The organism is Pseudomonas sp. NPDC089530, assembly GCF_050280705.1.
Classification (GTDB): Bacteria; Pseudomonadota; Gammaproteobacteria; order Pseudomonadales; family Pseudomonadaceae; genus Aquipseudomonas.
Genome location: NZ_JBNNVU010000029.1, coordinates 50,770 through 61,965, shown reverse-complemented (window position 1 = coordinate 61,965; position 11,196 = coordinate 50,770). Strand labels below are relative to the sequence as shown.

General features: G+C 68.1%; 10 protein-coding genes. All 10 read right to left on the bottom strand.

Annotated elements, in window-relative coordinates; all coding sequences use genetic code 11:
- Positions 1 to 1,245 (bottom strand): FAD-dependent oxidoreductase (locus ACQKQA_RS13745; protein WP_427558095.1); only part of this gene is annotated, 1,245 nt, incomplete at its 3' end.
- 349 nt (positions 1,246 to 1,594) lie between these two features.
- Positions 1,595 to 2,209: an RraA family protein gene (locus ACQKQA_RS13740; RefSeq protein ID WP_427558092.1), complete on the bottom strand. Its 615-nt coding sequence runs from the start codon at positions 2,207 to 2,209 to the stop codon at positions 1,595 to 1,597.
- Positions 2,206 to 2,985, bottom strand: a complete 780-nt coding sequence (locus ACQKQA_RS13735; protein WP_427558090.1) for an IucA/IucC family C-terminal-domain containing protein — start codon at positions 2,983 to 2,985, stop codon at positions 2,206 to 2,208. The genes ACQKQA_RS13740 and ACQKQA_RS13735 overlap by 4 nt, the downstream gene beginning before the upstream one ends.
- Entirely contained in the window at positions 2,982 to 3,773 is a 792-nt protein-coding gene (locus ACQKQA_RS13730; RefSeq protein WP_427558087.1) for an ABC transporter ATP-binding protein, read from the bottom strand. Before ACQKQA_RS13730 ends, ACQKQA_RS13735 begins: the two co-directional genes overlap by 4 nt.
- A 10-nt stretch (positions 3,774 to 3,783) precedes the next feature.
- On the bottom strand, positions 3,784 to 4,815 hold the full coding sequence (locus ACQKQA_RS13725) for a FecCD family ABC transporter permease (RefSeq protein ID WP_427558084.1): 1,032 nt from the start codon (positions 4,813 to 4,815) through the stop codon (positions 3,784 to 3,786).
- Positions 4,808 to 5,797 (bottom strand): FecCD family ABC transporter permease, encoded by a 990-nt coding sequence (locus tag ACQKQA_RS13720; RefSeq protein WP_427558081.1) that lies wholly within the window; start codon positions 5,795 to 5,797, stop codon positions 4,808 to 4,810. The genes ACQKQA_RS13725 and ACQKQA_RS13720 overlap by 8 nt, the downstream gene beginning before the upstream one ends.
- Positions 5,794 to 6,687 (bottom strand): ABC transporter substrate-binding protein, encoded by an 894-nt coding sequence (locus tag ACQKQA_RS13715; protein WP_427558078.1) that lies wholly within the window; start codon positions 6,685 to 6,687, stop codon positions 5,794 to 5,796. Before ACQKQA_RS13715 ends, ACQKQA_RS13720 begins: the two co-directional genes overlap by 4 nt.
- Positions 6,677 to 8,545: an IucA/IucC family protein gene (locus ACQKQA_RS13710; RefSeq protein ID WP_427558076.1), complete on the bottom strand. Its 1,869-nt coding sequence runs from the start codon at positions 8,543 to 8,545 to the stop codon at positions 6,677 to 6,679. Before ACQKQA_RS13710 ends, ACQKQA_RS13715 begins: the two co-directional genes overlap by 11 nt.
- A 4-nt stretch (positions 8,546 to 8,549) precedes the next feature.
- Complete coding sequence (locus ACQKQA_RS13705; protein ID WP_427558073.1) at positions 8,550 to 9,323, bottom strand: HpcH/HpaI aldolase family protein; 774 nt, start codon at positions 9,321 to 9,323, stop codon at positions 8,550 to 8,552.
- Entirely contained in the window at positions 9,317 to 11,179 is a 1,863-nt protein-coding gene (locus ACQKQA_RS13700; RefSeq protein ID WP_427558070.1) for an IucA/IucC family protein, read from the bottom strand. The genes ACQKQA_RS13705 and ACQKQA_RS13700 overlap by 7 nt, the downstream gene beginning before the upstream one ends.
- Between the last annotated feature and the right edge of the window lie 17 nt (positions 11,180 to 11,196).

The window sequence follows — 11,196 nt, the reverse complement described above, 5'->3', positions numbered from 1 at the left end:
CGCACCGGCGCTGGACGGCAGGATCAGACCGGCCGGTTCGGCGGGCAAGGCGATGCCGTTCTGCAGGTATTGCAGCAGGGTGTCGTAGTAGCTGTTGTCACCCACCAGCACCGCGCCCAGCACCCGTTTGCCGCTGGCGTCCACCACCAGCCGCCGGTAACTGGCCGTGGCCTCGTCGATGAACTGGTAGCTGCGGGCGCCCGGGGTCAGGCCCTGGGCGTCGCCGATGGAGCCGACATCCACCCCCAGCAGCTTGAGCTTGGTCGACATGTCTGCGCCCATGAAGGGCTCGGCGGGCTCGCCGCACAGTTGTGCGGCGACGCTGCGGGCCATCTGGTAACCCGGGGCCACCAGGCCGAAGATGCTGCCGTTCCAGCTGGCGCACTCGCCGATGGCATAGATGTGCGGGTCGCAGCTCAGGCACTGGTGGTCCACCGCCACCCCGCCCCGCGGGCCGATCTCCAGCGCGCAGTCGCGGGCCAGGGCGTCCTGGGCGCGGATCCCGGCGGAAAACACGATCAGGTCGGTTTCCAGGAAGTCGTCGCCGGCGAAGTTCATCCGATAGCGGTACTGCTCGCCGGCACCGATCGACTGGGTACCCTTGCCCAGGTGCACACCGACGCCCAGGGCTTCGATCCGCGCCTTCAGGGCGCGCCCGCCCTGCTCGTCCAGCTGCACCGGCATCAGCCGCGGGGCGAACTCCACCACATGGGCTTCCAGGCCCAGGCTCTTCAAGGCGTTGGCCGCCTCCAGGCCCAGCAGCCCGCCGCCCACCACCACGCCACGGCGGGCATTGCCGGCCGCAGCGCGGATCGCGTCGAGGTCTTCCAGGGTGCGGTACACCAGGCGCGAGTCGCCCTCGGCGCCCTCGATCGGCGGCACGAAAGGATAGGAACCGGTGGCCAGCACCAGCTTGTCGTAGTGCACGGGGCCCGCGGCGGTGAACACCTGGCGGTTGACCCGGTCGATCCGCAACACCGCCACCCCCAGGTGCAGGGTCAGGCCCGGGGTCTGGTACAGAGCGGCCTCGCCCAGGGCCAGGGATTCGGCGTCGCGGCCGGTGAAATACTCGGACAGGTGCACCCGGTCGTAAGCGCGCATCGGTTCTGCGCTGAAGACATGCAGGCGGTACTGTTCCAGGGCGCCGCGGGCCACCAGCTGTTCGACGCAGTGATGCCCGACCATGCCGTTGCCGATCACGATCAGGGTTTTGTGTGTGTTCAAAGGGGCAACAATGGCATTCATAAATAGCACCCGACCCAAGCCAATCACGGTTTTTTAAGCAAAAAAAAGCGCCTGAAACCTTGCGGTTCCAGGCGCCTTTGCCTGTTCGTCTGTTATATGCCCCCGGCCTGCCGGCCATTCGATCGTCGTTGACCGAGAGGGCTGCCCAGGTCGCGGCATGCGCGCTGGGCCTTGCCGGGGCTATTGCAGCCTTTGTGCCAAGGCTCGGCGATCAGGCTGAAAGCGCCGCCCGGCGCGGCCTGCAGAGCCTTGCGCAAGTTCCCGCCCCGCGCTGCTGCGCGGGGCCAAGCGCCTTAGCCTGGTGCAAGCCCCCTGCCACCGCGCTTTATAAAAGTGCAGCGCAGCGCTGTCAGTCCCGCACCGCCAGCCGCTGGATAAACGCCGCGCGGCGCTCGCGGTCCTGCGTCTCCTTGGCCAGCAACTCCGGGAGCAGCGCCTCGGCCCGCTGAGCGTCGAGGATAAACACCCCATCGTCGTCGCCCAGGGCGATATCCCCCGGCCGGACCGTGACCCCGGCGATCCGCACCGGACCGTTGACCTCCCCCTGCTGGCCGATGCCCCGGGTGGTGTAGGCGCTGACCCCGCGGCTGAACAGCGGCAGGCGATGCTCGCGCAAGGCGGCGACGTCGGTGACCGCGCCCTCCACCACCACCCCGGCCAGGCCCTTGATCAGCCCGGCCAGGGTCCGCAGTTCGCCCCAGCAGGCGCACTCCGGGTCCCCCACGCATTCGATCGCCAGCACATCCCCCGGCTCGGCCAGCAGCAGGGCATCGCGCAGGATGCTGCCGTCCGGGACGAAGACCCTGGCCGTGACCACATTGCCGAGCAGCCGCAGGCCGTCGAACAGCGGGCGGATGCCGCGCAGGTAGCCGCTATCGCCGAAATGCCCGAGGGTCGAGGCCGAGATCCCCCGGTAACGTTCGAGCAAGGCAGCGCTGGCATGGTGTTGGCGGGGTGCGATCATCGGCATTTCCTCGGGCGCAGCAGCGGGCAGGTGGAACAGTATTCGGCGGGATCGGTGGCCTCGTAGTAGAAGCAGCAGGTGCGGCGAAAACGGATGCTCTTGCCCTCCTCCAGCACCGTCGGCGGGCGACGGAAGTGCTGCAGCGGGTTGTAGTCCAGGCCGAAGAGCTGTGGCTCGGCCCCGTGCAGCAGCCAGTCGAAGTCCGCCGCATGACGCTGGCGCACCTGTGGGTCTTCGACCTTGCTCATGCGTTTTTCATACAGCGAATAGACCCGCACCGCGGTGTTTTCCCAGAGGATGCGCCGGGAAATCCCGCTGACCCGGTTGAAGGTCTGCCACAGCGGTGCCAGCAGCCCGGCGAACAACGCCTCGACTATGGACGCGCGCCAGGCTTCGCGCTCGCCCGCCGCATAACCCTGGGGCGCCCGGTCTGCCAGGGGCATGGACGAGGTCCACAACCCGTCGTCATGGCCGTACTCGATCACGCAGTCGTCCAGGGACAACAACAGGCCCTGGTCGCACACCGACATGGCGTACAGGCAGGCGCCGGTGGCCAGGAAGGAAAAACGCTTGGCCAGCAGCGAGGCGGTGATTCCCCGGGTCGGCGAACCGATCACCGGCCCCAGCTGGTCGAGCAGTTCACTGCAGGCCTGGTCGTCGAGCAAGGCCCGGGCGCTGTGGGAGCGTTGCCGGTCGCGCTGGGCCATGGGTTTCAGGCGCAGCGCCCCGCTGAGCACCGCCCAGTCCGCCGGGTCGAAGGCGGCCTGCAAGCTCATTGCGGCAGCTCCCGGCCGAAGGGAATGCACAGCGGCGTGCCGAAGAACGGGTCCTCGATGATCCGGCAATTGAGGTCGAACACTTGCTTCACCAGGGCTTCAGTGAGGATATCCGCCGGCCGGCCCTGGGCGAACGCGGTGCGCTGGTGCACCGCCACCATATGGTCGGCGTAGCGGCAGGCCAGGTTGAGGTCGTGCAGGACCATGACGATGGTCTTGCCCTCCTGGCGATTGAGTTCGCGCAACAGGTCCAGCACCTCGATCTGGTGCGCCAGGTCGAGAAAGGTGGTGGGCTCGTCCAGCAGCACGAGTTCGGTGTCCTGGGCCAGGGTCATGGCGATCCACACCCGCTGACGCTGGCCGCCGGACAAGGCGTCCACCGGCCGCTCCGCCAGCTCGATGACACCGGTCTGCAGCAGCGCGCGCTCGACCATGGCTTCATCCTGCGCCGACCATTGCTGCATCCAGTTCTGATAGGGGTAACGCCCCAACGCCACCAACTGGCGCACGCTGATGCCTTCGGGGGCGCTGGGCATCTGCGGCAGGATCGCCAGCTCCCGGGCCACCGCCGCGGTGGATTTGCGCTGGATGTCCGCACCGTTGAGGATCACCGAACCCTGCTGCGGCTTGAGCAGCCGCGCCAGGGATTTGAGCAGGGTGCTTTTACCGCAGCCGTTGCTGCCGATCAGCACCGACACCTGGCCCGCCGGCAGTTGCAGGTCGAGGCTGTCGATAATCACCTGGCGCTGATAGCCCAGGGTCAGTTGATGGGTCGCCATCGAGGCCATCGGGAATTCCTTAATGCCGCTGATTGATCAAGAGGTAAAGAAAGAACGGCGTACCCAGCACCGCGACGAAGATCCCCGCCGGCAGGTCCAGCGGCAGGAACAGGGTACGTCCGATCAGGTCGGCCACCATCATCAGGTTGGCGCCGACCAGCGCCGCCATCAGCGCCTGCCCGGCAAAGCCCGGGGCCACCAGGCGCTTGGCGATATGCGGGGCGATCAGGCCGACGAAGGCGATCGCCCCGCCCCAGGCCACCGCCGCCCCGGCCAGGGCCACGCTGACCAGCAGCAGGCCGGCGCGCAGCCACTGGACCCGCACGCCGATGCCCTGGGCCAGGGCGTCGTCCAGCTGCTGCACCCGCACCTGGCGCGCCAGCCACGCCAGCAGCGGCAAGACCGCCAGCAGCCAGCCGGCCAGGGCCCGCGGCTCCTGCCAGCTGGCGCCGTAGACACTGCCGGTGAGCCAGACATAGGCCGACAAGGTGGTGGTCAGCGGGCTGAACACCAGGACAAAGGTGGTCACCGCCGTCAGCAGCGCCGACACGCCGACGCCGATCAGCACCAGGCGCAGCGGCGAGGTGCCCTGCTTCCAGGCCAGCAGGTAAATGGCCAGGGCCGCCAGCCCGGCGCCGAGCATCGCCGCCAGCGGCAGGAAGCGCGCCCCCCATGCCAGCGAAAAGAACGACAAGTACAACACCGCCGCCGCGCTGGCGCCGCTGGTGATGCCCAGCAGGTCGGGGGATGCCAGCGGGTTGCGGACGATGCTCTGCAGGATCAGCCCGGACACCGCCAGCGCCGCGCCGACCAGGGCCGCCAGCAGCAGGCGCGGCAGCCGCAGCTGCTCGACGATGAACACCAGGCGCGGATCGCCGCCGTGCCACAGCAGCTCCAGCACCTGCAACGGCGACAGCTCGAGCTTGCCCAGGGACAAGGCACCGAGCATCACCGACGCCGTTGCCAGCAACGCCAGCAAGAGCCGCCACAGGCTCGACAGGTCGATGCGCCGCGAGAAGCCGGCGCGGCGCAGGGTCAGGGTATTACTCATAACGCCCTCCGCGACGGGCCAGGAAAATGAAGAACGGTGCGCCGAACAGCGCGGTCATTACCCCCACCGGCACCTCCTGCGGCAGGATCACCAGGCGGCCCAGGGTGTCGGCCAGCAACAGCAGGATCGCCCCCAGCACCGCACACCCCGGCAACAACCAGCGATGGTCGATGGACAGGCCCTTGCGCACCATGTGCGGCACCAGCAGGCCGATGAAGCCGATGCTGCCGGCCAGGGCCACCGCACTGCCCGCCAGGCCGACGATCAGCACGCTCATCAGCCAGCGGACCCGCCCGGTGCGCTGCCCCAGGCCGATGGCGATGGCTTCGCCGGCGTTCAGCACATTGACCTGCGCCGCCAGCAGCCAGGCGCCGAGCAAAGCCAGCGCCACCCCGAGCAACAGCGGTGCGGCGGTTGCCAGCTCCCGCTCGGACAGCGAGCCGGCGAGCCAGAACAGCACCGTGTCCAGACCCTCCTCGTTGACCACCAGCAACGCCTGGCTGAAGGCAGAAAACAGCGCGCTGATCGCCGCCCCGGCGAGCACGATGCGCAACGGGTTGAGGCTGCCCTGGCCGCGATTGCCGATCAGCCACACCAGGCTGCCGGCCAGGGCGGCGCCGATAAAGGCGCACCACAGCCACAGGTTCATCGACGACAGGGCAAACAGCGACGAACTGAGGATGATCGCAAAGGTCGCCCCGGCATTGACCCCGAACAGGCCCGGGGATGCCAGCGGGTTGCGGGTCAGCGCCTGCATCAGCGCCCCGGCCACCGCCAGGCTCGCGCCCACCGCGACCGCCATCAGGGTCCGGGCCAGGCGGTTGCCGAAGATCAACTGCTGGCCGGCGCTCAGGCTGTCCGGCTGCAGCAGGCCCTGGAGCAGTTGCGCGGGTTCGAGCCAGGTGGCCCCGGCCGCCAGGCTCAAGCCCACGCACAGCAGCATCACCAGCAGCGCCACGCAAAGTTTCAGGCCACGACTCATACCGGCGACACCAGGCGCGCAATGTCGTCCAGCATCAGGTTGGCCCCCAGGATCCCGCCGGAGAAACTCCAGGCGATACCGTCGACCCGCCACACCTGGTCCTGGCGTACCGCGCGCAGCTGTTGCCAGAACGGGTAATGCACCAGCCGCTCGTAGTTGCGCTGCACCGCCGGGCTGTCGGCGCGCTGGAAAACGAAAAACAGGTCGGCATCGACCACGGGCAAGTTCTCCTTGCTGGTGAGTTTCAGGTAGGTGCCCCGGGCTTCACGGGCGATCGGGTTCCAGGCGAAGCCCAGCTCGCTGAGCACCGAACCGGCAAAGCTGTCTGGCAGGTAGCTGCGGATATGGTCTTCGCGCACATCCAGCACCGACACCGTCAGCGGCCAGCGCCCGCCCAGCTGCGCCTGCAATTGCTGGCGCAGCTGCGCTACACGACGCTGCCACTGCCCCAACAGGCTGGCGGCCTGCTGCTGCCGGTTCAGGGCCGCGCCCATCAACGCCAGGGTGCGCTTGAACTCGAAGACTTCCTCCAGCATCAGCACCGTGCCGATGCGCTGGAGCAAGGGCTCGATGCGCTGGTGGCGAAAGCGCGAAGCGACTATCACGTCCGGCTCGAGCAGCACGATGTCCTCCAGGCTCGGCTGGGTCTCCAGGCCGACATGGGGCACGCCCGGCAGTGCCTCGCGCAGGTAGCGGAAGGTCGGTTTCTCGCTCGAGGACTCCACCACCCCAACGGGCGTCACCCCCAGCGCCACGGCACTGTCGGTGGCGCCCTGGAACAGGGTCACCACCCGCGGCTGGCCAGCCCGGGCCAGGGCCGGCAACGCCAGCAGGCCCAGGGACAGGCGCAGCAGCGTGCGCCGGCAAGGATGCACGGGCTCAGGCTTCACGCTGCAACCTGTGGAACGGGTTGACCACTTCGCCCTTGCCGAACGGCATGCTGCCCGGGCCGCCGGCGCGTTCGATCATCGGCGTCAGCAGCAGCTTCTGCGGCCAGCGCGGGGCTTCGAACAGCTGGCGCCGGATCATCCCCCGCGCCTCGTCGTCGAACTCGATGCGGGTCAGCAGGCCGTCCAGCACCTGGCGCAAGGTGCCCCACAAGGTGGTCGCCGGCACGGCGTAGACCTGGGCCAGGGTGTCGATGATCGCCCGCACGTTGACCTGGATCGCCAGGGTCTGCAGCCAGAACAGCAGGTCTTCGGGGCGCTGGTGGTACAGGGTGTTGGCGTGGCCCTTCTTGATCCGGTACTCGGGGTCGGCCATGCCGTTGCGTTCCAGCCACGGCACGAAGATCCGCAGCGAATCGTGGTCGCGCAGCAGCAGGCCCTGGGCCTGGCCGGCCTTCCACACCAGCACCGCGTTCTGCCCGTGCACCTCGCCGAGCATGCCCAGGCGGAACATCCGCAGGTTGACGTCGAAGAAGCGCTGGCACAGCTCGCCGAACAGGGTCAGCACCGAGGCGGAGGTCGCCGGCAGCTGGCGGTACTGCAGCCACTCGTCGAAGAAGTGGCGGTCGCTGCCGGGCAACGGCGTGCCCAGGGCGGCCATCGGCAGCAGGCGGCATTCCGGGTCGTCGAGCAGCGCCTGCGGGTAGCCGCGGACCATCGCCGACAGGTGCCGCGGCGCTTCGTCGAACAGGGTCGCCTGGGGCGGCATGAAGGCCCACCACTTGCTCTCGTCGCACAGGTGCAGGCTCTGCTCCAGCACCGGGTCGAGGCGCCGCACCTGATGCAGCAACGCCTCGCTGAGGCCGCCGTTGATCATCTTCACCGCCGGCAGGTAGCGCGAGGCGCCCAGGGAATAGATGGCCATCGGCAGCTTCAGGTAGTCGGCGCTGGGGAAGCACGGGGTCATGGAACGCAACGACGAGGTGGCGAATACCGTGGCTTCGCTGAAGTCCAGGCGCTGGCAGTCGCCGCAGGCGAAGGCCTCCCCCAGTTGCGCCTGCAACACATGGTCGAACTGCCACGGATGCACCGGCAAGGCCACATGGCTGTCGCCGATGCCGCGTTCGCGCAGCTCGCCCGCCAGCCGCGCCTGCAAGGATTCGGGCAACAGGTAGCGCGCCGGGTAGACCTGCTCCAGGTCCGTCACGCCCTCGCCGCCGTGCAGCAGGTCCTTGCGCACCGCCACCCAGTTCAGCGCCAGCGGCTGGGCGAACTCGGCCTGGTACTGCTGGTACTCGGCCTGCAGCAAACCCTGCTTGGCTTTGGCCAGGGGGTGGTACGGCCGGTCGCGCAGCGAGGCCCACTGCTCCATGGTGCGGAAAAAGGTGGCGCCGTCCTGGGCCATCAAGTCCCGGTGGTCGACCCGGTGCTCCAGGGACAAAGCGGTCTGCCAGACACTGATGTGCAGCACTTCGAGAAACAGCGTCAGGCCCTTGTCATTGTCCTGGAAACGCGGGCCCAGGCCGGTGAACACCCGCTTCATGAAGTCCACCGGCCCCAGGGCGGCCCAGCGCTGCTCCTGGCGGGCCAACACCGGGCTGCCCGGTACCTTCTCCCATTGCTGGGTGATGCCCGGACGCAGGGCGATGCTGATGAAGCGCTGTTCCTGGGCATCGCAGCACCAGTCCCAGATGCGCTCGTCGGCAGCACCGCCTCCCAGGGCCGGGGCTTCGGGATGGGCCTGGCGCCATTGGCCGGCGGCCAGCAGCGGCAAGGGTTCGCGGCCGAAGAAGTCTTCGGCCAGCAGGCAATCGATCAGGTCCTGCATCACCAGGTCGGCGGCCACAGAGGTGAAAGTCATCGGATCAGTTTCCTTCTAGAGAAAGGGTGGCCAACCTGGCCTGGAGGGCACGAAAGGCGATACCGCGCTCGTCGCCGAGGACAAAGGCCCGGACCCCGCGCTCGCGCCAGCGGCCGAGGTCGCCGTTCTGCCGGGGAATCGCGCAGTACGGCACGCCGGCGTGATCGGCCGCCTGCCAAGCCTCGAACAGGGCCTGCTGCACCGCCGGCTGGTCGATCTGCCAGGGCATGCCGAGGGACTGCGACAGGTCCGCCGCGCCTTCGAGGAGCATGTCCAGGCCCGGCACCGCGGCGATCTGCGCGGCGTTGCGCACGCCGGCGGCGCTTTCGAGCATCGCCACCAGCATGATCTGCTCGTTGGCCTGCGCCACGTACTGCGCCAGGCTGTGCTTGCCGAAACTGCCGGGGCGGCCGGCGTTGAGGCTGCGCTGGCCCAGGGGGTGGTATTTGCAGGCGGCGATCGCCGCCGCCAGTTGCTCGGCGGATTCGATCATCGGCAGCACGATCCCTTGGGCGCCGCCGTCCAGCAGGCGCAGCAGGGTTTTCGGATTGAGGTCGGCGACCCGCACCAGGGGCGTCAGCTCGTAGGCCTCGGCGGTGCGGATCATGTGCTCGACGGTTTCCGGATTGATCAGCACGTGCTCCATGTCGATGATCACGAAGTCGAAGCCGGCTTCGGCGATCAGCTCGACGGAGGCCGGCGCCGGGATCGATGCAATCAGCCCGTACACCGTCTGCCCGGCCGCGAGTTTGCGTTTGAGCTGGTTGGTTCTCAGCATGCTTGCGGCCTGTAGGCATAGAGCGGGTTGGGCACCGACTTGAACCGCCGCTCGCCGTCGCCCAGCAGGCGGCGCTTGGTCAGCTCCTCGACTTCGTAGCTCGGGGCGAACACGTCGAACAGCCCGAAGCGGTCGCGGTGCTGCGGGTGGGCGGCCTGGTAGTCGAGGATCACCTGCGCGGTCATCCGCCAGAACCGGCCTTCGTCCAGCCGGTAGTGCTGGCGCAGGAAGATCGCCAGCTCCGCCAGGCAGATGAAGAAGAAGCAGTCGCAGGAGAAGTCCCGCACCGCGTTGACGTCATCGGTGAGGATGAACGAGTTGCGGTTGAGCTTGGCGTGGCTGGCCGGCAGCGGCACCAGCTGCGGGCACAGCTCGGGGCGCGCCAGGTGCGCCGGCGAGTAGCGCACGCCGTCGTGGAAGTCTTTCAGGGCGATGCGCTGCGGCCAGCCCTGTTTGACGATCAGCACGATGTTCTGGCCGTGGGATTCCATGCCGATGCCTTCGGCGTAGAGCATGTGGATGATCGGCGGCACCGTCACTTGCAGCAGTTGCCGGGTCCAGGCCTCGAGGCCGTACTGGCGGATCCAGGCGTCGATGAAGGGTTGCTGCGGCCCTGTGCCGTAGCGGTTCTCCACCTGGCTCAGGCCGTTGAACGGTACGGCCTGCTCGTCCGCTTTCAGGTACCGATGGATACTTTCGCGCCAGATCGCCCCCAGGGTGCCGTAGGCCTGGGGCCCGCGGGATTGCGGGAGGTGCTGGTAGTCGAAGCTGACCCCGGCCACTTCGCCGAGGATCACGAAGTCCAGCTGGCGCGCGGTGCTGTCGCTGGCGATCAGATCTTGCAGCCAGTCGGTGATGATCGGCCCGTTCATCACGGTGTGGCGGGCGAGGATGCGGGTGCTGGAGGTGTTGGTCATGCTCATGGCCAGCTTGACGTAGGGCCGCTCCTTGACCGTGGTGTTGGCCAGGGTGCGGATCGACTGCTGGGCCTTGTACTGGTCGTCCGAGGCGCCGAGGCAGATCAGCTCGCCGCTGAGCAGCTCCGGGTAGAAGGTCGGGACAATCACGTTTTCCCACTGCCACGGGTGCACCGGCAGCAGTTGGTAGTCGTCCAGTACCCTGCCCTGGCTGGCCAGTTGTTGCTTGACCTGCTGCCAGCGCTCGGCACCCAGCTCCTGCTGGATAAAGGCCGGGAAGTCGAGGTTCCGCGAATGGTTGAGCGCCGCGCGATGGCGCGCCACCGCCAACCACACCACGGCGATCGGCGTGGCGAATTCCGGGCCGTAGGCCTGATTGTCCGCCAGGGAAAAACCGATCCGCGACTTGTAGCACGGGTGATAGCTGTGGGCGTCCATGAAGTGCTGCTCCAGGGCGTCCACGTCCAGCTCATGGGCCGGCCCCGGGACCTGGTAGCCCTGGCTGCGGGCTTGCAGGTCCTTGAGCCGGGTCTGCTCCAGCTCCTGGATGAAGCGCCCCAGGTGCGGGCTGTCCTGGTAGTCGCCGAGCAGTTCGGCCAGGGCCTGGTGCAGGTCCAGCACGCTGCGCCGGCCCTGGCTGTCGATACGTTCGAGGCTGCTGGAATCGAGACGGATCAGCTCGAAGCTGGCGCTGAGCAGGCCGTCGCAGCGGTATTGCACCCGCTGCTGCCGGTCATCGACGCCAGGCACCACAAAACGCTGCTGGCCGTTGTCCAGGGGCGCGCTGTCGAACGCCAGCACGCCTTCGTACAGCAGGGTCTGCAATAGCTGGCCCACCACCCGTCGCTGCACTTTCTCGTCGATACTCGAATCCACCGTGGCCAGCCAGGCACCAGGGGTGGCGCTGTAGCTGGAGGTTGTCGGGATTGCAGTCGCCATGTTCATACCTTGTGTAC